The 25,188-nt window shown below is 46.6% G+C and carries 24 protein-coding genes and 1 pseudogene; 10 read left to right on the top strand and 15 right to left on the bottom strand.

Annotation, left to right across the window (positions count from 1 at the left end):
- Nucleotides 1-206 precede the first annotated feature (206 nt).
- From NC997_RS10145 to NC997_RS10155, 3 genes are all read right to left on the bottom strand, one after another.
- The gene (locus tag NC997_RS10145; RefSeq protein WP_190440532.1) at nt 207-911 is read right to left on the bottom strand and encodes an actin-binding WH2 domain-containing protein; all 705 of its coding nucleotides are present in this window, start codon (nt 909-911) and stop codon (nt 207-209) included.
- A gap of 329 nt (nt 912-1,240) precedes the next feature.
- A complete protein-coding gene (locus NC997_RS10150) occupies nt 1,241-2,953 on the bottom strand; it encodes an adenylate/guanylate cyclase domain-containing protein (protein ID WP_242031357.1) in 1,713 nt (570 codons plus the stop codon).
- Nucleotides 2,954-2,992: 39 nt separating this feature from the next.
- Entirely contained in the window at nt 2,993-4,552 is a 1,560-nt protein-coding gene (locus tag NC997_RS10155; protein ID WP_190527187.1) for an FAD-dependent oxidoreductase, read from the bottom strand.
- Nucleotides 4,553-4,713: 161 nt separating this feature from the next.
- On the opposite strand from NC997_RS10155, the gene NC997_RS10160 reads away from it, so the two are divergent.
- Nucleotides 4,714-5,937: a damage-control phosphatase ARMT1 family protein gene (locus tag NC997_RS10160; protein WP_190527189.1), complete on the top strand. Its 1,224-nt coding sequence runs from the start codon at nt 4,714-4,716 to the stop codon at nt 5,935-5,937.
- A gap of 178 nt (nt 5,938-6,115) precedes the next feature.
- Nucleotides 6,116-6,409 (top strand): hypothetical protein, encoded by a 294-nt coding sequence (locus NC997_RS10165; RefSeq protein ID WP_190527192.1) that lies wholly within the window; start codon nt 6,116-6,118, stop codon nt 6,407-6,409.
- Between the two features lie 99 nt (nt 6,410-6,508).
- On the opposite strand, the gene NC997_RS10170 is transcribed toward NC997_RS10165, so the two are convergent.
- Both NC997_RS10170 and NC997_RS10175 read right to left on the bottom strand, forming a co-directional pair.
- Nucleotides 6,509-6,688, bottom strand: coding sequence for a hypothetical protein (locus NC997_RS10170; RefSeq protein ID WP_190440541.1), 180 nt, complete (start codon nt 6,686-6,688; stop codon nt 6,509-6,511).
- 199 nt (nt 6,689-6,887) lie between these two features.
- Complete coding sequence (locus tag NC997_RS10175; RefSeq protein WP_190527194.1) at nt 6,888-7,160, bottom strand: hypothetical protein; 273 nt, start codon at nt 7,158-7,160, stop codon at nt 6,888-6,890.
- 308 nt (nt 7,161-7,468) lie between these two features.
- Between NC997_RS10175 and NC997_RS10180 the strand changes: the two genes are divergently transcribed.
- Together NC997_RS10180 and NC997_RS10185 are read left to right on the top strand one after the other, a co-directional pair.
- Complete coding sequence (locus NC997_RS10180) at nt 7,469-8,779, top strand: HlyD family efflux transporter periplasmic adaptor subunit (RefSeq protein ID WP_190527196.1); 1,311 nt, start codon at nt 7,469-7,471, stop codon at nt 8,777-8,779.
- A gap of 107 nt (nt 8,780-8,886) precedes the next feature.
- On the top strand, nt 8,887-9,714 hold the full coding sequence (locus NC997_RS10185) for a SirB1 family protein (protein ID WP_190440549.1): 828 nt from the start codon (nt 8,887-8,889) through the stop codon (nt 9,712-9,714).
- Nucleotides 9,715-9,717: 3 nt separating this feature from the next.
- On the opposite strand, the gene NC997_RS10190 is transcribed toward NC997_RS10185, so the two are convergent.
- Nucleotides 9,718-10,173 carry an SRPBCC family protein gene (locus NC997_RS10190; protein WP_190527197.1) on the bottom strand — a complete coding sequence of 152 codons (456 nt, stop codon included), beginning with the start codon at nt 10,171-10,173 and terminating at the stop codon, nt 9,718-9,720.
- A gap of 275 nt (nt 10,174-10,448) precedes the next feature.
- Here NC997_RS10190 and NC997_RS10195 point away from each other — a divergent pair, with 275 nt between their 5' ends.
- On the top strand, nt 10,449-12,212 hold the full coding sequence (locus tag NC997_RS10195) for a mechanosensitive ion channel (protein ID WP_190527199.1): 1,764 nt from the start codon (nt 10,449-10,451) through the stop codon (nt 12,210-12,212).
- 75 nt (nt 12,213-12,287) lie between these two features.
- Here NC997_RS10195 and NC997_RS10200 read toward each other — a convergent pair whose 3' ends face one another.
- Both NC997_RS10200 and NC997_RS10205 read right to left on the bottom strand, forming a co-directional pair.
- Complete coding sequence (locus tag NC997_RS10200; protein WP_190410000.1) at nt 12,288-12,920, bottom strand: ankyrin repeat domain-containing protein; 633 nt, start codon at nt 12,918-12,920, stop codon at nt 12,288-12,290.
- A 326-nt stretch (nt 12,921-13,246) separates the two neighbouring features.
- On the bottom strand, nt 13,247-14,653 hold the full coding sequence (locus NC997_RS10205) for a GTP-binding protein (protein ID WP_242031359.1): 1,407 nt from the start codon (nt 14,651-14,653) through the stop codon (nt 13,247-13,249).
- A 275-nt stretch (nt 14,654-14,928) separates the two neighbouring features.
- Here NC997_RS10205 and NC997_RS10210 point away from each other — a divergent pair, with 275 nt between their 5' ends.
- Entirely contained in the window at nt 14,929-15,192 is a 264-nt protein-coding gene (locus NC997_RS10210) for a DUF3146 family protein (RefSeq protein ID WP_190409998.1), read from the top strand.
- 56 nt (nt 15,193-15,248) lie between these two features.
- On the opposite strand, the gene NC997_RS10215 is transcribed toward NC997_RS10210, so the two are convergent.
- The 3 genes from NC997_RS10215 to ntcA all read right to left on the bottom strand — a co-directional run bounded on the left by NC997_RS10215 (nt 15,249) and on the right by ntcA (nt 18,248).
- Complete coding sequence (locus tag NC997_RS10215) at nt 15,249-15,653, bottom strand: pre-16S rRNA-processing nuclease YqgF (RefSeq protein ID WP_190527203.1); 405 nt, start codon at nt 15,651-15,653, stop codon at nt 15,249-15,251.
- 74 nt (nt 15,654-15,727) lie between these two features.
- Nucleotides 15,728-17,329 carry a DUF3084 domain-containing protein gene (locus tag NC997_RS10220; protein WP_190409996.1) on the bottom strand — a complete coding sequence of 534 codons (1,602 nt, stop codon included), beginning with the start codon at nt 17,327-17,329 and terminating at the stop codon, nt 15,728-15,730.
- A gap of 247 nt (nt 17,330-17,576) precedes the next feature.
- On the bottom strand, nt 17,577-18,248 hold the full coding sequence (gene ntcA, locus NC997_RS10225) for a global nitrogen regulator NtcA (protein WP_190527205.1): 672 nt from the start codon (nt 18,246-18,248) through the stop codon (nt 17,577-17,579).
- A gap of 379 nt (nt 18,249-18,627) precedes the next feature.
- Between ntcA and fabI the strand changes: the two genes are divergently transcribed.
- Together fabI and hisB are read left to right on the top strand one after the other, a co-directional pair.
- A complete protein-coding gene (fabI, locus tag NC997_RS10230) occupies nt 18,628-19,404 on the top strand; it encodes an enoyl-ACP reductase FabI (RefSeq protein WP_190527207.1) in 777 nt (258 codons plus the stop codon).
- A gap of 153 nt (nt 19,405-19,557) precedes the next feature.
- Nucleotides 19,558-20,202, top strand: a complete 645-nt coding sequence (gene hisB / locus NC997_RS10235; protein ID WP_190527210.1) for an imidazoleglycerol-phosphate dehydratase HisB — start codon at nt 19,558-19,560, stop codon at nt 20,200-20,202.
- A gap of 131 nt (nt 20,203-20,333) precedes the next feature.
- Here the strand turns inward: hisB and NC997_RS10240 are convergent, their stop codons facing one another.
- The 3 genes and pseudogenes from NC997_RS10240 to NC997_RS10250 all read right to left on the bottom strand — a co-directional run.
- Entirely contained in the window at nt 20,334-21,452 is a 1,119-nt protein-coding gene (locus NC997_RS10240) for a WG repeat-containing protein (RefSeq protein ID WP_190527212.1), read from the bottom strand.
- A gap of 211 nt (nt 21,453-21,663) precedes the next feature.
- On the bottom strand, nt 21,664-22,065 hold the full coding sequence (locus tag NC997_RS10245) for a hypothetical protein (RefSeq protein WP_190527214.1): 402 nt from the start codon (nt 22,063-22,065) through the stop codon (nt 21,664-21,666).
- A 120-nt stretch (nt 22,066-22,185) separates the two neighbouring features.
- Nucleotides 22,186-22,378, bottom strand: a pseudogene (locus tag NC997_RS10250) (hypothetical protein); the annotation flags it as partial.
- Between the two features lie 250 nt (nt 22,379-22,628).
- On the opposite strand from NC997_RS10250, the gene crcB reads away from it, so the two are divergent.
- Both crcB and mgtE read left to right on the top strand, forming a co-directional pair.
- Entirely contained in the window at nt 22,629-23,027 is a 399-nt protein-coding gene (gene crcB / locus NC997_RS10255; RefSeq protein ID WP_190409990.1) for a fluoride efflux transporter CrcB, read from the top strand.
- Between the two features lie 220 nt (nt 23,028-23,247).
- Nucleotides 23,248-24,639 (top strand): magnesium transporter, encoded by a 1,392-nt coding sequence (mgtE, locus tag NC997_RS10260; RefSeq protein WP_190527216.1) that lies wholly within the window; start codon nt 23,248-23,250, stop codon nt 24,637-24,639.
- A 243-nt stretch (nt 24,640-24,882) separates the two neighbouring features.
- Here mgtE and NC997_RS10265 read toward each other — a convergent pair whose 3' ends face one another.
- On the bottom strand, nt 24,883-25,137 hold the full coding sequence (locus NC997_RS10265) for a hypothetical protein (RefSeq protein ID WP_190430352.1): 255 nt from the start codon (nt 25,135-25,137) through the stop codon (nt 24,883-24,885).
- Between the last annotated feature and the right edge of the window lie 51 nt (nt 25,138-25,188).

Genomic DNA, 25,188 nt, shown 5'->3' on the forward strand with positions numbered 1-25,188 from the left:
TCAACTATCTATCGATATATATAGCAGTTCTCACTTTGTTTCGATATCTACTCGTAACCTCACCCCTAACCTCTTCTCTGAAATTGAGGAGGAGCAGGGGTGGGTTTATGTACTGCTTCCAAACAAGAATTCTGATATTTTAGCTAAGACCGAGCTAAGTAGGATGGACAATCCTGAACGTAGACAAGTGCTATTTGAGTGCAGCTTTAATTAAAACCTAGAAGGTGTCCAATTGCTTTGAAAATACTCAGATAAAAATTCCCTTCCATCGGTCGAAACAATACAAATTGTCCAGGAGTTCCAAAAAAGGGTCTGAGTGTCCAGCCTAATTGACAGCCAACTAAAGCATAAAGAATTAACCAAAATTTCAGAACTCTGGTACGAGTTTCTTGTGCTGCTTCGCTATCTTGTACGGACATAAACTGTATTCCCTGATAGAGGAAAGTGACGCCAGTCAATCCGGTGAGAGCAAAAATACCCACATTTAACAATACAAAAAATTGGTAGTTGTGGGCGGTCAACAGAAAAACTAGCGCTACGGGTGCCAAGCTAAATTCTAGAACGCTAATCACGGCGACAGAAGTTAGAAGCATGGCGAAGTACTGTCCAATACTTTTGCTTGAGCCAAAAAGGATGCTGAAAAAATATAAAGTTGGCAAGCAAAGAATCAGCGTGATTAAGTAGAAGCAGGGAAGTTTAACAGCAGAGGACAATGCTTGTAAAAGGCTATGAGATGAACCGATAATTGCGCCATAGGCGGCAAAAAAGAGGGAACTACAAACGAGTAGAGAGGTGATTTTACTGGGAAGTCTTACGCCTTGACGAATTTCTTCCATAAATCCTTGGCGATCGCGTAGCAGCCCCATTAAGACGGTAAAGTAGTGAGTGGTTTGAAATTCTTGTTTAATCATGGTGCGATCTTTTGACTCAGAGCCAAGAGAGGTTTAATAATAAACTGGGGATGATCTACATTCCTTAACCTCGCTTTTTCGAGTTGAGCCGGAAATATTTAGAGATTGGCTTGTTCGCAGTCCTGAAAAACGTGAGAATCGCAAGTCTTCTACAAAAATCTATAGTGGAATCGCGCTGACTTCAGCCCTGAACTAAAGTTAGGGAGAAGAGCTAAAATCAGTTGAAATTGGCCCAAATACTGGGGAAACAAAGGCTTTCAACCTGTTTTAAGCTTTAGCTTTAAGGTGAGAGATTTATCTCAAGGCTCTTATATATCAGTACCATTCATCTATCGTGAATCGTCTTGATGTCTGCCTTTGAGGAGAAAGCTTTTCATCTCCCCTTTACCTTTTACCTGGATAGTTCCCCGTTCCTGAAACTGGTACTTATGCCGTAAGCGTTCATAAGTTGCTCCTGTCACTTGAATGCAACCCGCAATGCCTTGGGATTCCATACGGCTAGCAATATTCACCGTATCGCCCCACAAATCATAGATAAACTTTTTCGTGCCAATAACGCCTGCAACGACGGGACCCGTATTAATTCCAATTCGGATGGTGTAGTGTTGAGGGCGAGAGGTAGACAACGCTTCGCCAATCTTGGTACTTAAGCAAGTCATTTCCTCCAGCATATCCAGTGCCATTTCCGCGATCGCTTCCGCGTGATCTTCTGAAGGCATTGGCAGTCCTCCCACTACCATATAGGCATCTCCAATCGTCTTAATTTTCTCTAAACCGTGGCGATCTGCCAGCCGATCGAAGGCTGAGAAAATTTGATTGAGCAACTCAACCACATCAGTTGGGGAAATCCGAGCCGAAAGCTCAGTAAAACCAACAATGTCAGCAAATAATACCGTCACATCGGCAAAGCTTTCCGCAATCGTGCGCTGTTCCTGTTTTAATCGATTGGCGATCGCTTCTGGAAAGATATTTAGCAGCAGACGCTCAGATTTTTCCTGTTCTGCTTGCAAATTTTTTAAAGCAGTGGCGAAGATATTCGCAATCACCCCAGATAGCAACACCGCCGTCAATACTGTCATCGCTTGCAGTACCGTAGCTAGCGTGCTGGTTCGGGCGATTTCAAGGCGCGATCGCTGTACGTCAGCATTTGCCAACCCAATTACTTTAGTGGAAACACGTGCCGCTTGCTCGTCAAAAGTGCTGATTTTGCTTCTAATTTGAGCGTCGAGGTTGATAATTTCTCGGATCGCTAACTCGTAAGCATTCAGATACTCCCACGCCGCCGCCTTCTGAGTGGCATTGAGTTGGGGTGCTTGTTGAATTCCCTGGCGCAAACGTTCCACCGCCTCATACACCGCCTGGATTTTGTCCTCCTGACGGTTGGAGAGATATTCTTTCTCCACCGACTGCATTTCCCGATATGAAATCATCAACTCCGAACTGGCAGAGAGTTGCAGCGTGTCGTGCAATAGCCGCGAATTTTGCTCTAACCGCGCCAGCACCCCCACATCATCGATTCCCAGCGTCCCCACCAACGCCACAGCTTCTTTAAAGCTGCTAGCATAGCGCTCGACAAGCTCTACATAAGCCACCAATTCCGGATTGCTCCGACGCAAAGCATCGCTAACCTTCCCACCATTGAGTAACTCTTGCAACTGGCTGCTGATATCCAGGGCTTTGTCAATTTGCTCCCGATGCGCCTGGACATAATCCTGGCTAGCGCTGGAAAATCCCATAGAAGGCCAGCTCAAAAAAAAGTCTTTTTCCAGTTGGCGGGCGTCTTGTAAGGCGGCATCCATCTGAAATACTTTTGCCTGCACCTCAATGCTGGTGAGAATCGCCGCTTCTGTCTCTCGCACCACTGCATTCAGCGACAGCCAGCTCGTCATCGCGACTTGTGTAATCAGCAGCAGCAGCGCCACAACTGCCCAAGTAAACTTACTGGTAATGCTCAAGCGATGCCAGAGTTTACCTAAGGATAAAGGATGAAGTCTCAAGCGTGAAGTATCAAGTGTAAAATTTCCTCTTTTAGGCTTCATCATGCTTGCCTCTATGGTTTCTTTTACCCTTACCGAAGGGCTTCACCCTAGATTCTTCAGGCTTCTGTAATCGCCTCCGGAGCCATATTTCCAAGCTTGGAGGAAGCGATCGCAGTAGTATCGAGGCAGTGGCAGTAACGTCTTCGTCCACGGTTGCAGGGCGGTTGCTAGAGGATATAAAGCCGTGTAAATTCCCAAGTTTAGGTAGTGAACCATCCAATCTAGAAGCATCGGGATTCCCACTAAGGGAATAATTCGAGCCACTAATCCGGGGTAAGTGACGGCTGTTTTTAACAGGGTTTTTGATAAAGCGGGAAACTGGACAACATCTTGTAAAAATGGGCGTAATACCTCGTCTCCCAGCTGTGCCATTGCTTGAAATACGCTAGAAAGCAACTGGTTGATTTGATTTGGGTCAACTTTTTGCTCGATTCCCACGCCCATTGTTTTTTGAAACAGCCAGGTTACAGCAATATTTGGCTGATAAGGTTGCAAAAGTGCCAAAGCATTCTTGTCGAGAGCATCTATTTGTAAAGCCTCGTGAATGCCTTCTGTTAACCGTTTCAGGTGCCGCGCCATCGCCCCAAACCCGCCAAAGCTGACGGGAGATTGGTTGCCACTGCTATCTCCTACGGGCAGAATGCGACTCCAAGGCATCTTTAATGAGTTGCGGTAAGAGGGAAAGAAGCCAAATAGCACCCGTTGAAATTGCAGTTGGGACACTTCTACGCCTTGATATTCGGGCAACAGGCGCAGGTATTCTTCAAAGAAGAACTCTAAACTGGGACGACTGGGGTGAGCATCCAGGTAAGTAAATAGATAAGTCGTTCTGCCATCTCGTGCTGGGAAGGCTTCCCAAAAGTATTGGCATTGATTTTGAATCGATGTGAAAGTTGCGATCAGATCGCCGGTTTCGTTGAGAGGAAAGCCTTTGGCGCAACTACCCACGACTAAGCAGACGCCTTCCGGTTTTTCTCCCTGTCGCGCTTGCTGAACAATGGGTGAAAAATGTCCCATCGCATCGATTAACAACCGCGTTTTCATGCCGCCAGAGGCTTCCACCCTGATGCCATCTGGGTGTACAACCGCCCCTTCAAAGGGAGTGTTTTCAAACAACTGTCCGCCAGCAGCCAGAAACTTTGATTTGAGCGTGTCTAGCAGAAAAACCGGATCGACGCCGATATTCAGGACATCTCGCACCCATACGTCAGAACCTCCTAAAAAACTGACGCGGGCGGGATTATACTCGGTTGCGATCGCTTGCTCTAATTCCGCTTCAGTTAGTAGATTCAGCTCTAAAAATACTTCTAACTCTTGGCGGGAAATATTCCACTCTTGATCTCTACCGCGCAAGATTCCTCTTTCAATCAAGGCAACTCGCCACCCCAACTGAGCTAAAGCAGCACCGATTAAAATTCCCAAAGTGCCGCCGCAGATTATTGCATCCCAGTCTACGCTTCCTAGTGGCTCTTGGCTTTCTTTCACCACCATCGGAATCGGTGTAGTGTCTTCCTTGATGGCTTGCCAAAGGCTATCGGCTTTACGCAGTCCGAGGAGAGGATTTCCCGGTACCTGAGATAGAATCTGTTCGGTTAGGCTCATGGATATTTGCAAAAGATGCTCCCAATCCATCCTAATCGGCAAGAGTTCTCAAGGTTGAGGGTTTTGGCTTGATGCGCTTTATGTAACCAGATTTCAGAGTCAATAAAATTGCTGCTTAAGTAGAATTACTTTCGACACATGATAAAAAGCGCTATCGCCTAATGTCACAGCAGATTTTACAGCCTCGATTACCGCTTCCTCCACCGCTGATGATGTCGGAAGAAGGTTCGTTTGCAAACATGACGCTTCTGAAGCGAATGCCTGCGATCGCGCAGCGAGCGATCGCTGAAAACGACTTTCCGGCATCGATTGTAGACAACCTGGAAACCTTGATCCGGGACTTGCCGAACGGAATCGTGCGATCGCTCAAAGATGACAATGGCCCAGATTTGGCTGCGTGGACAACATATTTGGCTCCTTTTCTGGGGAAGCGTTGGATAGACATTCCCTGGTTATTTGCAGAGTTATACTTTTTCCGGCGGATTGTGGAAGCAACCAATTACTTTCCGCCAGGAGCGAGCCAAGGCGTCGATCCCTACGGATTGCAAAAACGCTTGGGTTTAGAAACGGCAATGGATTCAATCCGGGCAATCGCCGCTAGGATTGGGCATCATACAAGCGATCGCCATACTCGTTTAATCCCACTGCTCTATTTTTCACTGTGGGGCAACCGCGCCGATCTGAGCCTTTGGCCTATTGAGGCTGGAGAAAGCGATCGCAGCCGTCAGGAAATTCAGCACGAAGAGGCTCATATTTTGGTCGATGATACACCCATCATTGCGGACAGGATTGCTAGCCTTGATGGGGGAAGAATTGACTTCATCGTCGATAATGCTGGTTTTGAACTCGTCTGCGATTTGTGCTTGGCAGATTTTCTGCTAACCACTCAGGCGGCTGAGATTTCCCTGCACCTGAAGCGGTATCCTATCTTCGTTTCTGATGCGACCATTCAGGATCTGCACCACACTTTAGAGGTTTTGGCTGCTGACGTTGATGGGGAAGTGCGATCGCTTTCTCTGCGCTTGCAAGACGCGATCGCTTCCGGTCGTTTGCGATGCTATGACGATTTATTTTGGACAATGCCCTTGCCTTTCTGGGAAATACCCGAAGCTTTGCGACAAGAGTTAGCACCCGCCAGCCTAATTTTTATTAAAGGAGATGCTAACTACCGCCGCTGTTTAGGCAATCGCCACTGGGATTTTACTACCCCTTTTCAAGACATTGCCTGCTACTTCCCAGCACCGTTAGTAGCACTACGCACCCTCAAATCTGAACTGGTGGCAGGTTTACAGCAAACTCAGATAAACACACTTAACGAAGAAGATCCTCACTGGTTAACCAATGGACAGCGGGGTGTCATCCAGTTTGTTGACTTCGCCGGTTAGAAGCGATCGCGAAAAGTTGCCCGTATCCACTACGCAAACAAAGCAGACTGCATTATTACAACCAAGGGTACCAAAGGTTAATCTCCCAAAAGTGGGAGGAAAAGGTGTTTTCATTTACGTAAGTTTTAAGCACGGCAGAAGTTTCCAACGCTTCAAAGTTTATTTTGAGGGCAACATCATGACTGTAGGTGCAAACAACCAACCAATGCAACCTCAAGACCAATCCTTGTTTGCAGAACTATCCGAACAGGAACAAGAGGCAGTAGCTGGAGGTTTAGTTTTATTCAGTTTTGACTTTGACGATTGGAAGGCTGAGATTCCTAATGGCACTTTCAATCTCAGTCCATTTAGCATCAGTTTCACGATTGACAATACTAGCTATACAGCTCAACTAACAGAGCCAGCAACAATATCAATAGTGGATGGAGCTTTGACTGGAACTGGAGGAAATCTCACAGTTACTAGCAGTTAAATCGTCAATTTATTTGCTGCAACTATTCAGTCAAACCACATGGCAACCCCCCTATTTTAAAATTAGGGTGGGTTTTTTCATGGTTGACCAAACCCAGGCTCAAGCCACGAGTTTTTCTTTGCCATCAAGTAATAAACGCAGCATTTTTGAAAAGAGCGATCGCAAGGCGAGCATCGCACCCCTTTGAACAATTGATTGCTGATAATAATCTTTGAATAAAAAATTCTCAACACAGAAAATTTCTTCCAAAACACGTTTTTGATGCCTTGCAGATTTCATTTCCGTTCTTCAGGCAAAATAAAAAAGATGCGATAGAGCAAAACTGCTCTAGAGACTACTTACAAAAGAATATAGAATTGTGGCTTTTTTTAAAAAGTGCCACAATTCCATTGATTCTGCCTGAAGAATTAGCTCAATTTTGCCTTAATAATCAATGATTTCAGGAAAAAAAGTTAATCGGACATTACTTTCAATAAGGTTATTGCAGTCCGTTGCCTCCGTCTTCAGGGAGTGTCGCTGGGATCGTTACATAACCACCTTCTTCACCAAGCCACAGGGTGATAAAATACCCCCCCTCATCGTTAAATTCCAGTGGAGTGACAACATTCCCTCCAATCGGTATGCTGCCAGGTGTCGTGGGTGTGTGAAAACCGCCTGTAATGGTGGCAGCTTCCTCATCCGTGAGTTCTTCTAGAAGATTGAACTCCACCGTTCCTAGTTCGGAAAGTTCTGGAGCAAAGGGATGGGGCATAAAATCCTTCTAAGTTTTTAAGTGTATTGGGATTAACTAATTAGAGTTTTACTCTGTAGATTAAATGACCGTACCCCTCTGAGGTAGGGTTTTACATCAAAACAAACACGCTTTCAACCAACGCGACTCCCAATTAATTTAATAATTTTAAAAAATCAACAAAAAGTATTGTGTAAATTTCAGACAACAGGCTGCACTAGGAAAAAGCGATTAACTGCTCAAATTTTAAACGATGGCAAAGAAATTAAATTCTATTTAAAGTAAATGCAATCATAGTAGAGAACACTCATTCACTGAATGGGACAATCATGCTTAGTGACAGCAACCCTGACTTTCTCCGCCCAGTCTCTAGCGACGAATTTCTTCCTCCCATCAGCCGATGGACAACGCTAGGGGGATTGTTTTTAGTCGGTACTTTTGGGGTAGCTGTGATGCTTGCCGCTTATACGCAGTACAACATTACTGTTAAAGCCGCTGCCGTTGTGCGTCCTATAGGTGAGCTGCGCATCGTGCAAGCTTCAACAGAAGGAACGATTGAAAGCATCTCTGTGAAAGAAAATCAGGTCGTGAAACAAGGGGATGCGATCGCGATTCTGGATAACTCCCAACTCCAGACGAAAAAAAGCCAACTGCAAGGCAATATCCAGAATAACCAACTGCAACTGAGTCAAATCGCAGCTCAAATTAGTGCCCTTGACAGCCAGCAAAAGGCAGAGTGGAACTTGATGAATCGCAACATTGCGGTTTCTCAAGCGGATCTGGGTCGTAACCAACGAGACTATCAAGAGAAGGAAATCATAACTAAGGCAGAAGTGCAAGAAGCACAGGCATCTGTGGATTTAGCAAGGGCGCAGATGAATCAATATCAACAGCTAGCAAATACGGGCGCGATCGCTCAACTGCAAATCAAGGAAAAAGAAGAAGCTTTCAAAGCCGCGCAAGCGAGACTACAACGGGCAAAAGCCATGCTTAATCCCAGTGCGGCACCCGTAGTAATTGCTAACGAGCGAATCGCTCAAGAAAGAGCAACGGGTGAATCTACCTTAGCAACATTGAACAAAGAACGAAAAACCCTGATTCAGCGTCAAATTGAAATTCAAAATCAACTCAACAGCGACACCCGCGAACTCAAACAAATCGGGATGGAACTGCAAAAAAGCGTGATTCGTGCTCCAGCATCTGGCACCATCCTCAAACTAGAACTGCGAAATGCCTCTCAGGTGGTGCGTGCAGCCGAACCAATTGCTCAAATTGCTCCCAGCAACACGCCACTCATCGTGAAAGCGCGGGTAGCGGCTCAGGATATCGGGAAAGTGGCGGTTGGGCAAAAGGTACAAATGCGGGTTTCTGCCTATCCCTATCCCGATTATGGAACTCTCTCCGGAAAAGTGAGCGCGATCGCACCCGATGCGATCGCGCCTGAAAATAATAACGCCAACGCGCCTGCGGTTCCGCCCTCCTACGAAGTAACCATCCAGCCAGAAAAAATAAATCTGATCAAAGGCGATCGCCCCTATCCAATTCAACCAGGGATGGAAATTGCCGCAGAGATTATTTCTAGAGAAGAAACCGTACTCACATTTATTCTTAGAAAGGCAAGGCTGCTCACCGATTTGTAGTTAGCCTGCTAGCACGGATGACTTGCTAATTATCCTTTAGTTGTAAGCGAGATAGCACGTTGTTTTCTACAATCAGAGGAAGAGTTTCGCTAAACAATTGAATTGCCATGAACTTGCCGCTGGGTCGCCTATCCTTTTATCAGGAAATTAATCAGCCAGATGAGCAAATTAATCTGGCAAAAGCTGCTCTGGACATTGCTCAGGAAGAATATCCAGACCTCGACCCGGATGAATACCTCAATGCCCTCGATACAATGGCAGCGGAGGTACAAGAACGTCTACCTGCCCAACGGTATCCCCTGCGGGTGATTCAAACTATCAATCAATATCTTTACGACGACTTAGGTTTTACTGGAAATAATGAAAACTATTACGATCCTCGCAATAGCTTTTTAAATGATGTAATTGACCGGCGCACTGGCATCCCGATCGCCCTAGCGCTAGTTTATTTAGAGATTGCACGACGCATTGATTTTCCGATGGTTGGGGTGGGGATGCCGGGGCATTTCCTGATTCGCCCACAGTTTGAGGATGTAGGAATCTTCGTGGATGCCTTCCATCGCGGCGAGATTCTGTTTGAGCAAGATTGCAGAGATAGACTTGCGAAGATTTACCAACAGTCAGTGCAACTGCAAGCGACTTTCGTAGAACCCGTGAGTTCTCGGCGCTTTTTGACCCGGATGCTGACGAATCTGAAAATGATTTACCTGAACCGGCAGGAGTTGCAAAAAGCACTCGCCACAGTGGAACGGATTTTGCTGTTGTTCCCAGACGCACCGATGGAATTGCGCGATCGCGGTCTTCTCTACTTCCAAATGGGACGCTGGTCAGAAGCATCCCAAGATTTAAACATTTATCTGGCGATACTTCCCAATGCGGAGGATGCTGGCGTGATTCGCCAGTTACTGACACAAATCGAACAAGATATCTATTAGCCTTTAGCGATCCATCTCCTCTGCCACTCGCTTGAGACGTCGCAATTGAGCTTGCATATCGGCTTTCGTAAAGGCAGCGGCGAAGGTATTAAAACCCCAACGCACGAAAGGACTGGGAATTTCAAACTCAAAGCGATTCAGCAGGCGCGTGCCCTTTCCCGTTGCCTCTGACTGACATTCCCAGCGATCGCGTCCTTTAAAAAATCCTTCAAATCCCCAGACAATTAGCCCTGGTTCTCGCTCCACAACTACCGTTTCGAGCGTGGGTTGCAATAAGGGAATTTGAATAATAAACCGACTTTGACTCCCCACATCTGTTCGCCACTCTCCGACGGGTTCGCACCGCAACGCCGGATTCAGCCATCGATGCATTAAGACACGATCGGTAATGCAGCGCTCAACCACCGTTGCACTAGCATTGATTTGGATAGATTGCTCGAAAACTTCAGTAGGAGACATACTATACAGACTTACTGGAAGCGAACGCTACAGAAACGCAAATCGGGAAGCACCGCTAAAAATCGCAAATATTCGACTTTTTCGGCTTATTTATCTATAAAGATAGATTAAAAACTGAGAACGCTAGTCTATATCTATCTCATCCTGTTTTAGTCGGTTTTTGATTCTCCAATGCAGTAGCGAGAGAATTTATCAGCGTAGGATAAGTCTTGGCGATTCCTGCTAAGCAGCGTAACTTTTGTATATTTGCCCATCCGACGTTAACTCAGAACACCATGAATGGAACTTGGCAAGGAATTACACTCACTCTCTTTCGAGAGGTGCCACTCAGGTTGAACGGGTTGTTAGCGCAGAGTACACCCGTACCAGCGGCGGAATCCTCTCCTGCAACCAATAATAATTTTTCGGTTGACAATATTATCTCAGGCCTCGGCCTCAACTTAGGCAATTCGCTAGTGGATCTGATTAAGGCGATCCTAGCGTTAGTCGTTGGCTTGATCGTGGCTTCACTGGCGGCGGCGGCGGTGCGAGGACTGCTGAATCGCACAAACATCGATAATCGTTTAGCCGCTTGGATTACAGGTCGCCAAGGGGCTGAAGAAGGGCCACCTGTGGAGAAATGGATCTCCAGTGTGGTGTTCTGGCTGATTATGCTCTTTGCCATCGTTGCTAGTTTACAGACTTTAAAACTAACAGCGGTTGCTGGTCCTCTTAACACTCTGTTAGAGCAAGTCACTCAGTTCATCCCCAAACTCGTTAGTGCAGCGATTCTGTTAGGAATTGCCTGGGTACTGGCAACCTTGACAAAGCTAGTGGTAACGCGGGGACTGCGGGCGCTGCGGTTAGACGAACGTTTGGGCGAGCAAACGGGAGGTACGGCACCGGGGGATACGACGCCGGGGGGTACGACGCCAAGGACAAACCAGTATTCTCTGAGCGATACCTTAGGCAACGCTCTGTACTGGTTCATCTTTTTGCTATTTTTACCGCTGATCTTAGATGCCCTACAGCTACAGCAGGCACTGGGTCCGGTTAATAACCTGCTAAATCAAATTTTGGCAGCAGTACCGAATATTTTGACGGCTATCGTCATCGGTGCAGCAGGTTGGTTGCTGGCGCAGGTGGTGCGGCGGATTGTTACAAATCTGCTGACAGCAACCGGAACGGATCGGTTAGGTGCAAGATTTGGAATTTCACGGGCAACCGGCGGACAAACGCTTTCTTGGCTGATCGGGACAATTGTTTTTGTTCTGATTTTAATCCCGACCGCGATCGCTGCTCTCAATGCTTTGGGAATTGCAGCAATTTCGGTTCCAGCGATCGCCATGTTGACCCAGATTCTCAACGCGATTCCGCTAATCTTTACAGCGGCGTTGATTCTCGGCATCGCTTATGTAGTTGGACACTTTGTTTCAGAGTTAGTCACCAACATCCTCACCAGCATCGGATTCAACAATATTTTCTACTGGCTGGGACTCCAATCTAAGCCTTACACCCGCGCCACGCCAATTCTACCTCCGGCTCCAGAGGCACAGATACTGCCTACCGGACAAGAAACTATCCTTCAGGAACCGACGCCTCCCACCCGCACCCCGTCAGAACTCGCCGGGATTGTGGTATTGGTTGGCATTATGCTGTTTGCGACAGTAGCAGCAACCAATATTCTGCAAATTCCGGCGCTGACTCTGTTGGTCAGCGGCATTGTGGTGATATTAGGTCGCATTCTCGCCGGTTTGGTGGTGTTTGCGATTGGTCTGTATCTCGCGAACCTCGCCTTTAACTTGATTACCAGTTCCGGTACTCGCCAAGCGCGGATACTCGGACAAACTGCTCGGATTGCGATTATCGCCCTGGTTTCAGCAATGGCGCTGCAACAGATGGGAATTGCTAGCGATATCGTTAACTTAGCTTTTGGATTGCTATTGGGAGCGATCGCTGTCGCGATCGCCTTGGCTTTCGGGTTGGGTAGCCGCGATGTTGCAGCTGGGCAAGTCCGCGAATGGCTGGCATCCTTTAAAGAAGATAAAACGCCTCGCTAATCACAAATTTTCTTGGTCAGTTAAACGTAGGGTGGGCATCCGTGTCCACCCTTTTCAAATGTTCCTCACGCACCATCATTCCTTAGTACCTGCTTGCTTGAGCAACTCAAGTATTTTGGTGTGTCCTTTATACTTGGCAATATCTAAGGGTGAGTTTCCATTCTTGTCTTGTTCTGTTACATTAGCCCCTTGGTTAATTAAGCTTTTAACCTCATCAATATTGTTTCTAGCTATAGCCAATAAGAGTTTGTCATTTTCATTCTGACTTTGTCCTAAAGACTCTTCCCAGTCTGCCCAAGACTGTTCTAGTTCATGCTTTTCCTCTAGTTCTAATTCTTTTTCAATATCTTTAAGGGTAATAATAAGGCGATTCAGTATAGCTTTTTGCTCTCGATTTAGGAAAATCTCATTGATTTTTTCAATTCGGCTGCAAAATAAGTCTGAAAAACCTCTCTCTTGCAAAACACTTCTGGCTAGCCTGGGGAGAAAGTAACACAAAGCTTCATCCGAAATGAGCGAGTAATCACAGATCATCATTGAGCATTGCTCGTCGCTCATTTCATCTTTTAAAACTTCACCAAAATCTCGCTGAATCGCTAAATATTCACCCTCAATAACTCCCTTTTTTGGAAGAATAGGGATGATCAAAGGCTTTTTGAAGGCTGAGAAAGCTTGGTTAATATCATCTAATAAAGACTTATCTTCCATTCTTTTTGCTATAGAGGTTGGAAAAAAGAGAGTTTACAATTTATTTATAATATCTATATTTTGATTTGCTTTTTAGTACCTTTTCTGGAACTCGCGCAGAGGACATTGTCCTCCGCGCTCCAACTACAACGTCTAGTCAGACAAATACAATTACTATATTATGACTTTAACATGCACAAAACAAGCATTTTATTATAAGTATATTCGAGCTAAATAAAATACATCGATCAGTTGCACTGATCGATGTATTTATAAATCGAATTAGATGAATTTCAAGTAATAAAAAACAAGCGATCGCTTGTTTTTAAAAAGAGCGATCGCTTGTTTTAATTCACTAACTTTGCACTCAACTCATTCTTAATCCGATTCAAAATTGAGGCTTCATCCAGTGAAGTCAGAATGCGACTTACCACGGCTTTTGGGCCATCGGGACCCCAGGAAGCGCCGTTCGCCAAGTAAGTCTTAGTGACTTGTCCAATCCCGTAAGAAGAAACCCCTGAAACACCTGCCTGAGTCACGGCAACTGATAGATAGGGACCTAAAGACACCCCACCCGTTGCGGGTGCGGAGAGTCCTAAGAGACTTTTCAGGGAACTCAGTCCCAAAGTTGCCAAAAGTTCGCTAGCACTAATTCCGCCCATACTGATGGCAATTTTTTGTAGCAGTCCCACCGCTCCCGGCTGGGTCATGGGGATGCCGTAGAGTTTAGATAAGGTGAGAATCATTGCCACGTCGATGACGGCACCGCTGAGGAGATCGACAACCGTGACCGGGTTGAGGGCGATCGCAACTGCCTTCGTCATCACCCCTTTCCAGATGATCTGATTCGCACTTTCATCGCGAATCTGCATCTTCCTAGCAATCATCTGTTCGTTCACATCATCGGCATACAGCATGGTGTTGAGCGCTACCAAAGCCTTGCCTTCTCGGTGCAAAATTTCCAGAATTTTCAGCTTCAAATCCAGAACTTGGGGCGTTCCCGGTCGTCGCTGCACTGCCCTCGTTCCGTCAGGACGGCGAACCGCCTGCGCCACCAGGGGAGAGGCAGCAACCATTACAATTTCATCCGGTGAGAGCAATTCCCGCACCCGTTCATCCCGAATTTTGCGATAAATCGCCATCCGGTCGGCATCCGGATACTGGTCAATTTTGTTAAATACCAGCAACATCGGTTTACCGACTTCCCGCAATTGCGAGAGCGCCTCGTATTCCACCTTGTTCATGTCGCCCGAAATGACAAACAGCAGCAAGTCTGCTTGTCTGGCAACTTGTCTGGCTAAGGTTTCGCGGGTTTCTCCGTCTACTTCGTCAATTCCAGGGGTGTCAATTAGCTCGATTTGGGAATTGCCCGCACTCGGCAGCGTGACTCGTAGGATATCGCTGACGCTTCCCGTCTCATTCTCCTGAGTCAGTTGCCAGCTGGCACCTTGATGGGTGCGGGTGACGCCATGAAGCGGTCCCGTTTCAAACACGTTCTGACCTAATAAGGCGTTCAGTACTGAAGATTTACCCCGTCCCACCATCCCAAAGGCGGCAATCTGGACGACTGAGCGATCTAACTTCTCAAGCATCGTTGCCAAATCATCAATCTCGGATTCCAGTCCCGTCCGCTCTTGGGGTGTTAGATCCAGGTTATCTACCAAATCTCGCAGAGCATTTTGCGCCTTTTTGTAATTTAGTTCTGCTTGGATGTCATCAAAGCTCAAAATGGCGTTATCTAGTTCCCGATCCAAATCTGTTGCGTCCGGGGTTTGTGAAGGGAACTGGCTGGCATTTGGGGTTCGGTCAGACGATAAACGACTCAAAATTGCACCTTTTTTGCTCAGATGTTACTCTTCTTTCATCCTAGTCAATACCGATCTAGTCTGGCACTTTCCATATCCAGAGGGATATTTTTACTCGGTTCGTGCCAGCTCAGTATCAGCTGTGAGAATGATGTTATCTCGAAGGCGATCGCAATAAGTTTAGTATTGTTGCTGAATGAAGGTATTTGATCGGCACAGCGATTGTGAGTTCTAAGCGTTTACCTCAAACTACTGCCCACGTCCGAATTACCCATCTTTCCTGGCAACGGGGCTTTCTAGCAGGGGAAGTCACGGCGGCAGAATATGAATGGCAGTTCCAGTGGTGTTTCCGACAGGGTCAATTGTCGGTGACACCTTCTTTGGGACGCGCTTTAATTCAGGAACCTCTGGGTCGATTTTTAGAACAGAAAGATTACCAGCTAGAGCCTGGAGGGGACTATGCGTTTACGATCCGGGCGGAACTTTAAAAGTTTTGAGTTTTGAGTTCAGTTTAAATTAAGAAAGTTAAGAATGACAGAGTTTCCTAGTTCCTCGTCTCTCGTTGCTTCATGTATCTTTCGATGAGGAGGATGGCAACAATGTCATCGATTGGTCGGGGTAGACTCCGCATCCCTTGGGGAATCAGGCGTCCTAAACCTTGGGGAGGGTACATTTGCCAATAGCGATCGCGTGCTTCCAATGTACTGTAGCGCTCATCTACCAGGACAATTGGCACCGACGTTGGAAATTGCTGAAGTTTCTTTTTCCAACTTTTGGAAGTGGTTTGATCGCCCATCACTAGAGTATCAATTGGAAATTTTTCACACAACTCAAGGAGCGTTGCGATCGCTGCTTCTGCTGGTACAACCTGGTGGTAATGCAGAGAATTGTCTTTCCCCACTACGGCTAAACCACACTTATCGCGCCCTGGATCGAACCCTAAAATCATCTGAATTGGCTAATCGCTAATTTACAAATGGTTAATTGCCATTAGTCATCATCTCATCACTAATGACTAATAAATTACATCCTGACCACAACTTCTCCGTCTTCAACTGCCTCCAAATTTAATTTCATGGGTCCGGCAATATAGGCGTCCTCTGCCACGACCGCTTTCAGAGAAATCGGCTTATTGTGCTTTTTCAACTGCTCGATAAACCGAATCAAGCTAACAATTCGATTGTCGCCAACCTGAACTGTATCGCCCAAAATCCCCGCGCGAGTGGCTCGGAACTGGGATGCTCCAAGCAGCAGGTCAATCCGCTGCCGAATTTGTTGGTCGGTCATGTTTGAAGGATCGGCAGATGTCGTTGCTACGACTTCACCAGTGCGGAATACAACTTGATTGGGTGCGGCGTCTGCAAAGACTTGTACCTGCTTTTCTCCCTGGACATAGTTACCAGCCGAAAAAACTCGGACTACATAGTTTCGACCATCCTGAATCTGGTTGATCAGTTGCTCGACCTGTGCCTCTGTAATTTGCACGACCCGTTCGTTCGCCACCTTGTTGAGACCGGGTTGGGTCGCTTTAATCGCTGTCCGATTCGCTTCCCGTAACAGCTGCTCAATGACCTGTCGGGCTGCGGCTGGCTCGACAATACGAAAAACGCCCGCCGCCAGAACCTGACCGCGCAGCAGTGCCAGACTACCCTGACGCAAAGTTTGATAAGACTGGTAATACTGTTCTAAGGTTGCCACTTCCTGCTCTAGGGAAGCTTGTTGTTTTTCGAGTTCTTTAAGGCGATTTTCTCGCTGGGCAATCACCTCATCTCGTTGAGAAATTTTGTTGTCAAGTAGAGATAAGGCTTTGTCTCGCTGGGCAATTTGCTCGTCGCGATCGCTCAGGCTCTTCCGAAAGGCAGCAAGTTTCTCATCAAGTTCGACAAGGGCTTGATCCCGCTTGAGAATTTGCTCATCGCGTTGGCTAATTGCTCGGTCTTGCTGGGCAATTTTTTGGTCGCGCTGAGTCACTTTCGCTTTGAATTCAGTAATTTCAGCTCTGACTTGATTTCGCTGCTGGAGGAGTTCTTGGCGTTCTGCTTGAAGTTGTTGGATTTCCGAACGTAGCGTCTTGGCTTGCCCTGAGACAGATGTAAGCTGTTTTTGGGTTTGCTGAAAGCTGCTGGCAACCCGGGTCAGTTCGCTTTGAGTCTGATTTAGTTGCGCCTCCGTCTGGCCTTGTTTAGCCAGCGCAGCTGCCAAAGATCGATTAATCGCATCTAAGCGCTGCTGAGCGACAGATTGCTGGGTGCGAGCTTGAGCGAGTTCCTTCTCGACTTGCTCTTTTTGGGCGGCGGTTTTAGCAAGTTCGCTTTCGGTTTTCCGTTTCTGCTCGTTCGCTTTGGCAATATCCTTACTGGCTGTCTTGAGTTTTTTCTGCACTTCTTGGAGTCTAAAAACTCCAATCCGCAATTGTTCGCTTGTCGCAAAGATGATTGTCAGTGTTGAGGCAGAAATCGTTAGTCCCGTTAGAATCGTTACTAAAACAGCTGTTTTGCGGGGACGCAGATTGAACAACGACAGGCGTGCTTTTCCCACGCGCGTGCCAATGCGATCGCCTACCGTTGCGATGACGCTTCCCAACACTAAAATAGACAAAATCAGGAAGAGCGCACTGTCGGTCATTGTCTGCTACAGTCATTCCAGTTACAGCCTATCGCATCGCAGGCTAGAGAAAGGGTTAACAGGAATTAAAGATCGAAGGTGAAATCGGAAAGGTTAAAGGTTGGAAGGTTGAAAACTATCCGCTTAAAACCTGACACCTTTTAACTCAACTCCCGACTAAATGTTAAAACTGGATAACCTGCTCGCGCTACCATGCCGTTTTAACCAACAACCTAACCTACAACCTGACGAGAGCCTCTAGCTGTTTTCAAGTAAACTGCTGACTCAGTGTAACTGGGTTGTGTACCGTAATTTTTTTCTTGTGGATAGAAATCATTTTTTCCTCCCGCAAATCTCCCAGTAAGCGGGTGACAGTTACCCTGGTGGAGCCGATTGCTTCTGCGATCGCTTGATGAGAAAGCTTCAGATCGATCGTAATTCCATTGGCGGTAGGAACGCCAAAATCACGGCACAGAATCAATAGAAAACTCACCAAGCGCGATCCCATATCTCGGTGAGCTAATGTCTCAATCATCATTTCTGTTTGCAAAATGCGCGAAGAAAGCCCTCGCAGCATCAACATCGATAGCTCCGGATTATCCTTGAGCGATTGCTCTACCTGATCGATCGGTGCCGAAAGCAGCTCCACTGGCGTAAATGCTACAGCGTGATAAAACCGATCCGAACGATGCCCTGTAATTAAGGACAGTACTCCAAAAACGCTGTTTTCTCGCAGCAGCGCCACGGTAATTTCTTCCCCAGCTTCATACACGCGAGACAGCTTTACTGCACCTTTGAGCAAAAAGTATACACGTTCAGCCGGGTCTCCTGGGAAAAAGATCGTCTTGCCCCGCTCAAAAGTTTCCACCACGGGTGGAAACGCCCCACCTCCCAGTTGACGGAACACAGCTGCTAGCGGTCTATCTTGCGTCACTACCACTTCCTTTTTCCTAAATGCTGCCCTACAGACTTCTGCAACTTTCTGTCGGAGGAACTTTAACCATAGCAAAACAACTATGAGAGTTTTCTGACATTAGACACAGATAAACTGACTTCCGGGTGGTTTTTGTGCTATTTGATACAAAATTTTAAAGTAGTTTCCTCCGCTACCTTCTTTAGCTCTCTCCCCGCTCAAGGCAAGTAAGATTATGACGGAAAATGTTGATATCTTGACAGTATCTGCGCCATCGGGTGGGATGCATGGTGAGTAAGGAGGCACGATCCTTACCCGTACTAGACAGCCTCGCTCCGGGCGATCGCGATCTTGAATACTCCCCTAAATCGGATATCCTCTAATATTGCCTTCAAAATCGACATTTATGCTAGATTTAACCGGAAAAAACGCCCTAGTCACCGGCATTGCCAACAATCGATCGATCGCCTGGGGGATTGCTCAGCAACTGCACCAAGCGGGTGCGAATCTAGGAGTGACTTACCTGCCAGACGACCGAGGTCGCTTTGAAAAAAAAGTGGCAGAGTTGGTAGAACCCCTCAATCCCAGCTTGTTTTTACCCTGCGATGTCCAGAATGAGACCCAAATTCAGTCTACATTTGACGCCATCCGCGATAAGTGGGGCAAGCTAGACATCCTGATCCATTGTCTTGCCTTTGCGAACAAGGAAGATTTATCAGGTGATTTTAGTACCACTACCCGTGCTGGCTTCACCCAAGCTCTAGAAATTAGTACCTATTCGCTGGTGCAACTTGCCGGGTCAGCAAAACCGCTAATGACAGAAGGCGGCAGTATTGTCACGCTGACTTATCTAGGCGGCGTTAAAGTGATCCCCAACTATAACGTGATGGGAATTGCCAAGTCTGGACTGGAAATGAGTGTCCGTTACCTGGCATCTGAGTTAGGACCGCAGAATATTCGCGTGAATGCAATTTCGGCAGGTCCCATCCGCACTTTGGCATCGTCGGCGGTAGGTGGCATTCTGGATATGATCCATCACGTTGAGGAAGTGGCACCGCTGCGACGCACTGTAACTCAGAAAGAAGTGGGAAATGCGGCTGCTTTCTTGTGTAGCGATTTGTCAAGTGGCATTACAGGTCAGGTGCTGTATGTCGATGCCGGATACGAGATTATGGGGATGTAGAAAGAATCAAACATTAAAAATTAAAAATTAAAAAGCAAAGATTCTGCTAACTTTTAATTTTTAATTTTGCATTTTTAAGGCTTTCGCGTCTCCCAGATGCTCAGTAAAGTAGGATAATAAACTTAACTTTATTTTCTTGAGTGAGCATCTGCGATGCAGGCACGCGATCGCCAATTTACACCTTCTCCAAGCATTGAACAGCTTTTGTCTCCTCGGATGGCAAGGGTTCCCCGCAAGACGGGCGAAACGGATGTTATCGTCACCGTCAAATTAGACGGGAATGGCACTTGCAATGCAAAAACTGGCATTCCGTTTTTAGACCATATGCTGCATCAAATCGCCTCTCACAGCCTGATTGATTTGGATGTAGCCGCGACGGGAGACTTGGAAATTGATGACCACCATACCAATGAAGATGTGGGAATTACCCTAGGAATGGCGTTGCATCAAGCACTGGGCGATCGCAAAGGAATTGTCCGGTTTGGGAATTTCCTCGCCCCTCTCGATGAAGCGTTGGTTCAGGTAGCGTTAGATTTTTCCGGACGCCCCCATCTCAGCTATGGCTTAGAGATTCCCACTCAGCGAGTCGGGACTTATGACACTCAGCTGGTGCGGGAATTTTTTGTGGCGGTGGTCAATCACAGCCAGATGACGCTGCACATTCGCCAACTAGATGGAATTAACTCGCACCACATTATTGAAGCAACGTTCAAAGCGTTTGCGCGATCGCTCCGCATGGCAATCGAAGTTGATCCCCGTCGTGGCGGTACGATCCCCAGTTCTAAAGGCGTGTTATAGGTTTCCTTGCAAATACACTCCGATAAAGGCAACGAGAAGCCGGGGAAATCCTCACCAGGCTCTCGCTTCATTCTGCTGAAGTTTCCGCGACCACTGACTCTCAATTCTCCTATGTCTTCAGAAATGAGAACTTATGGAAGAGGTTTGCGGATATAGCCATATTTATTGCCAATCTTAACTTTTGCTAGCCCTTGCGAAAAAGATTGAGCGCTATCAAATTGGGGTTTAATTACGAATTTGCCACTCTTATTGATATAGCCCCATTTGTCGCCGTTCTTTACCGCTGCTAGGTCTTCTGAAAAGTTATCAATATTATCAAATTGTGGGGGAATGACAACATTGCTTGCCTTGTCAATATAGCCTACCTTAGTGTCTATCGTTATGCCCGCCAGTCCTTGAGAAAAGTCTCCACCCCAATCAAATTGGAGTGGAATAACAATATATCCCATTTTGTCAATATAGCCCCACTTATTATTACTGGATATCACTGCTAGTCCTTCCGAAAAAAACTTAGCTTCCTCAAATTCTAACGGAACAATAACGTCTCCCCGATTATCGATATAGCCCCATTTGTTGTCTTTTTTGACTGGCGCGAGTCCTAGGGCTGATTCACTGCGATCGCTTATAGAAAAAAATTCAGCCGCATCAAACTGGGGCTGAATGACAAAATTGCCTTTCTTATCGATATAGCCCCACTTTTTACCGATTTCTACCGCCGCCAGCGCTGACGCAGTGCGATCGCTTATAGAAAAAAATTCAGCAAAATCAAATTTTGGGTTAATTACCAAGTTGCCTTTCTTATCAATATAGCCCCACTTTCCATCTATCTTTACCGCTGCCAGCCCTTGAGAAAAAGCTTTAGCCAAATCATATTTTGGTTTAATGACTAAGTTGCCACTTTTATTGATATAGCCCCACTTGTTCTTTAATTTGACAGCCGCTAACCCTTGGAAAAAAGATTCGGCATTATCAAATTGAGGTTTGATTGCGAAGTTGCCTTTATTATCAAGATAGCCCCATTTGCCGTCTATTTTGACTGCTGCTAGCTCTTCTGAAAATGAATCAGCCCAGCTAAATTTAAGCGGGATGACTATTTGCGAATTACGGGCTTGTCCCTCAGTTGCATCAAAATTAACTTGAGAAGTCCGAAAATTTGAGATGGCTTCACATCCAGAAATTAGAGCGATCGCTAATCCAAACAGAAGGCTGGCAACCGCGACAAGCAATCTGTTGTGAGTTGCAATTTTCATAAAAGTACCCTATCTAATCGCAGCCAAGATTTAAGTAATCAATATTTGTTAATCATCTGAAGTAAACCCTGTTATTGTCAGTGAAATTCTAAAGCTTGCTGGTAATGCCTGACTAGATTAGGCTATCCGAATTTAGAATTAAAAAATTAGAAAGGCACCCAGCTAGCTGAGTGCCCCTGTTTTATATCGGCGCGTGATTACTGTTTCAACATCAAGAAGGGGTGCGAGGAGCTGTCAGGACATCCCAAGCCGCTTTAGCAGCTTCGGCAAGGCGATCGCCGAAAGTTGACACTTCCTTCACGATGGACTCCCAGTTCTTCTCTGCATCCATTTGAATGAGTTTAATCGAGTATGAAATTCGCTCTGGATCGAACAACTTATCCTGTTCAATCTTCTCCCGTGCTTGTTTCACTGCATTGAGATAGGCATCGCGAGTATATTCGGTAGCAGATTTTGTTTCTACCTGCGCCCGTTTTTTAATGGCGTCAATCAGCGCCATCGTTTCACGCTTCAAATCTTCGGATTCGCCTGCCATATTTTCATCAACGATAGCCTTTGTCTCCGGGCTAACTGTTATGGCGGTTTCTGTATTATTAGGGACTTCTGTATTCATGGCTACATCTCATGAGTAGAGTTTTGAGCGAAAAAGATTAGCTTTTAGTAAGGTTCGGCTACTAATTTCACAAACCGGAAAATTGAAGAAATGCTAGTACAGACCAATAAATCATCAGCGGTAGCTAACTATTGGGGCAAGAAACGCGATCGCACGACCAATTGTGACAGCAACGGCTTGAGTTAACGTGTCGCGATTGTAGATATGATAGAGTTCGTAAGTTCGTCACAGCTACTAAAGCAATCCCTACCAAGGCACCCATCCAACCACCAATGAACCAGTAGCTGACGGTAATGATTGGCGCACTAAACAGACCTAATTAGGCAACGGTTTTAAACTGATTCACTCCGCTTGCTCTCGTTGAAGGCATCTGCTTAAATAAAGGGCTATATCTGAAATAGCATTTCTGTAGTATATTTCCTTCAGCCTATCGGTAGAATTTCATAGGGTTATGGGAAAAAACGATAGCAAAGGTACGGGTTAACCAACCTAACCTCCTATGAGAAATCGCTGGATTGGAGACCCTTCATTCCCCCAGTCCGAGAGTCTAATTTTCAAGTTAAATGCTGCAAGACCCCGCGATTCGTCATCCCATTGCCATCAGTTTAGGAGCGATCGCTGGAGCATTGAGTCGCTACTATCTCACCCTCTGGTTTGCCCAACGCTTCGGCACCAGCTTTCCCTACGGCACCTTTTTTATCAACCTTACAGGTTGCTTTGGGATGGGTTTTTTTGTCACTCTCGCCTTAGAACGGGTAGCGAATATTCCTCTAGATGTGCGATTGATGGTAACGACCGGCTTTTTAGGAGCTTACACAACTTTCTCCAGTTATGGGTTAGAAACATCTACTCTACTGCGCGATCGCAGTTATGCAGCCGCCGGTATTTACTGGGCAGGTAGCGCCATACTTGGAATTATTAGCGTTCAGCTAGGCACGCTTCTGGCTCGGAGCGGGCGGTAGAAAAAACCCTATGACTGCTTAGCACGCACCATTCCCAGAGCCTTCAATCTCGATCCTTGGAGACTAGACTGGTGCAGGAAAAATATCAACAATTGATTAAGTAGGGCGGTTGGCTCTCATTGGTGCTGCATTTACTCTTAAATCCCACGAAAACAACCGTACCAATGCCCTTTAGACTAAAAGCAGCAACAAACTTAACACTGGATTAAGAGGGTCTACCTTGACTGACACCAATACTCCTTTCCAGACAGTCTCGCGCAGCGAACTCCGGCAGCTCGTCCGAATGCAGCTGCAAATGCTGCTTGAGGCGGAAGACCTTCAGGGGGCAAAAGCAATCCTCGTCCCGGTGCAACCGGCGGACATTGCAGAAGCCATTGAAGGGTTGCCAGAGGCGATGCAAGCGATCGCCTTTCGCTTGCTCTCCAAGGACGAGGCGATTGAAGTTTATGAATATCTCGACTCTAGCGTGCAGCAGGCGCTGATTGAGGAATTCCGGCGGCAGGAAGTTCTGGACATTGTTGATAAAATGTCCCCTGATGACCGGGCACGACTTTTTGACGAACTGCCCGCTACCGTTGTCCGTCGTCTGCTCGAACAGCTCACCCCCACCGAACGCCAAGCGACAGCTCAGTTGTTGGGTTACGAGGCTGGTACTGCTGGACGATTGATGACACCAGAGTATATCTCTTTGAAAGAAAACATGACGGTGGCGGAAACGCTGGAGCGAATTCGCAGTTTAGCCCATGCTACTGAGATTATTTATTACCTTTATATTACGGATGCTGCTCGTCACTTGTCGGGCATTTTATCCTTACGCGATTTGGTAATCGCCAATCCCGAGCAGAAGATTGGGGACATTATGACTCGTGATGTGGTATGCGTTTATACCAGCGATGACCAGGAAGAAGTGGCGCGGCTGATCGGGCGCTATGACTTTCTCGCTGTCCCGGTGGTAGACCGGGAGAAGCGTTTGGTGGGCATTGTCACCGTTGATGACGTGATTGACATCATTGAACAAGAAACGACAGAAGATATTTACAAACAGGGCGGTCTCCAGTCGGGGGGCGACAATTATTTCCAGACAGATTTACTCACGGTGGCTCGCAAGCGAGTCGTCTGGCTGTTCGTTTTGCTACTAACTAATACTGTCACCGGCACGATTATCAAAGCGGAAGAGGAAATTCTTCGGCAAGTGGTATCGCTGGCGGCGTTTATTCCCTTGTTAACTGGCACTGGCGGGAATGTCGGTTCTCAATCCTCGACAGTCGTGATTCGGGGCTTAAATACCGAAGAACTTCGAGAAATGGGGCCAGCACAGGTGGTAATGCGAGAAGCGATCGCTGGGGCGCTCCTGGGAGTGATGTTAGGCACCGTAGCCACCTTATGGGCTTTTTGGCTCCTGAATGGAGATTGGTCAGTCTCGCTGGCTGTAGGGATTAGTTTGGTGGCTATCTCGATTTTGGCATCAGTTGCAGGTTCTGGTCTTCCGTTCATCTTTCGCGCCGTCGGGTTAGATCCAGCTTTGATGTCAGCGCCGTTTATTACAACGGCAGTTGATGTATTGGGCGTACTGATTTACTTTAATTTGGCGCGGCTAATTTTGAAGTTGTAGAAGCAGCGAGTAACTGGGTATTCAGTTGAATTAGGAAGTTATGAGAAGGTGATATCAAATCCGCTTGTTCGACCATGCATTCTTGTCCGCGTAGCGTCCTGAAAGGGCATAGAAACCTACTTCCTGCTCCTTCGCTATTCCCACTTCGCTGGCAAAGAGGGTTTGGGGATGAGCTTTCAAATGATAGCGACTCAAACGAATTTGATATACGTAAAATTAAACGTTGAGAATGAGATTTCGCGTCTACAATTCTGTTGCTGTATCAGGAGCAACGATTTCCCCTTCCATACTCATTAAGGAGTCTTGATCGGTAATCAAATCGCTCAACTCATGAAAAGTAACGCCCATATCTTCACAAGCTTTCTTTAGTTCTCGCTTAAAGGTGCCTAAATCCTCACCATAGCCTGACAGATGAGCCGCAGTTTCAACTCCCTGTTTTGCATTTGCTTTAGCACAATCAACCAGCTCTAAACCTTTGAGAGGTGTGGGTGAGGCCATAAGTAGTTTTGAATCTTAAGTTGTATTATTTGCAGCATACTGAGATTTACT

Origin of the sequence: Trichocoleus sp. DQ-A2 (assembly GCF_039961915.1) — a bacterium.
Classification (GTDB): domain Bacteria; phylum Cyanobacteriota; class Cyanobacteriia; order Cyanobacteriales; family FACHB-T130; genus FACHB-T130.

Excerpts from the sequence above, each read along its gene's own strand:
- NC997_RS10145 (WP_190440532.1), bottom strand. The coding sequence starts at position 911 with ATGATTAAACAAGAATTTCAAACCACTCACTACTTTACCGTCTTAATG.
- NC997_RS10150 (WP_242031357.1), bottom strand. The coding sequence starts at position 2,953 with ATGATGAAGCCTAAAAGAGGAAATTTTACACTTGATACTTCACGCTTG.
- NC997_RS10155 (WP_190527187.1), bottom strand. The coding sequence starts at position 4,552 with ATGAGCCTAACCGAACAGATTCTATCTCAGGTACCGGGAAATCCTCTC.
- NC997_RS10160 (WP_190527189.1), top strand. The coding sequence starts at position 4,714 with ATGTCACAGCAGATTTTACAGCCTCGATTACCGCTTCCTCCACCGCTG.
- NC997_RS10165 (WP_190527192.1), top strand. The coding sequence starts at position 6,116 with ATGACTGTAGGTGCAAACAACCAACCAATGCAACCTCAAGACCAATCC.
- NC997_RS10170 (WP_190440541.1), bottom strand. The coding sequence starts at position 6,688 with ATGAAATCTGCAAGGCATCAAAAACGTGTTTTGGAAGAAATTTTCTGT.
- NC997_RS10175 (WP_190527194.1), bottom strand. The coding sequence starts at position 7,160 with ATGCCCCATCCCTTTGCTCCAGAACTTTCCGAACTAGGAACGGTGGAG.
- NC997_RS10180 (WP_190527196.1), top strand. The coding sequence starts at position 7,469 with ATGCTTAGTGACAGCAACCCTGACTTTCTCCGCCCAGTCTCTAGCGAC.
- NC997_RS10185 (WP_190440549.1), top strand. The coding sequence starts at position 8,887 with ATGAACTTGCCGCTGGGTCGCCTATCCTTTTATCAGGAAATTAATCAG.
- NC997_RS10190 (WP_190527197.1), bottom strand. The coding sequence starts at position 10,173 with ATGTCTCCTACTGAAGTTTTCGAGCAATCTATCCAAATCAATGCTAGT.
- NC997_RS10195 (WP_190527199.1), top strand. The coding sequence starts at position 10,449 with ATGAATGGAACTTGGCAAGGAATTACACTCACTCTCTTTCGAGAGGTG.
- NC997_RS10200 (WP_190410000.1), bottom strand. The coding sequence starts at position 12,920 with ATGGAAGATAAGTCTTTATTAGATGATATTAACCAAGCTTTCTCAGCC.
- NC997_RS10215 (WP_190527203.1), bottom strand. The coding sequence starts at position 15,653 with ATGATTTTAGGGTTCGATCCAGGGCGCGATAAGTGTGGTTTAGCCGTA.
- NC997_RS10220 (WP_190409996.1), bottom strand. The coding sequence starts at position 17,329 with ATGACCGACAGTGCGCTCTTCCTGATTTTGTCTATTTTAGTGTTGGGA.
- fabI (WP_190527207.1), top strand. The coding sequence starts at position 18,628 with ATGCTAGATTTAACCGGAAAAAACGCCCTAGTCACCGGCATTGCCAAC.
- hisB (WP_190527210.1), top strand. The coding sequence starts at position 19,558 with ATGCAGGCACGCGATCGCCAATTTACACCTTCTCCAAGCATTGAACAG.
- NC997_RS10240 (WP_190527212.1), bottom strand. The coding sequence starts at position 21,452 with ATGAAAATTGCAACTCACAACAGATTGCTTGTCGCGGTTGCCAGCCTT.
- NC997_RS10245 (WP_190527214.1), bottom strand. The coding sequence starts at position 22,065 with ATGAATACAGAAGTCCCTAATAATACAGAAACCGCCATAACAGTTAGC.
- crcB (WP_190409990.1), top strand. The coding sequence starts at position 22,629 with ATGCTGCAAGACCCCGCGATTCGTCATCCCATTGCCATCAGTTTAGGA.
- NC997_RS10265 (WP_190430352.1), bottom strand. The coding sequence starts at position 25,137 with ATGGCCTCACCCACACCTCTCAAAGGTTTAGAGCTGGTTGATTGTGCT.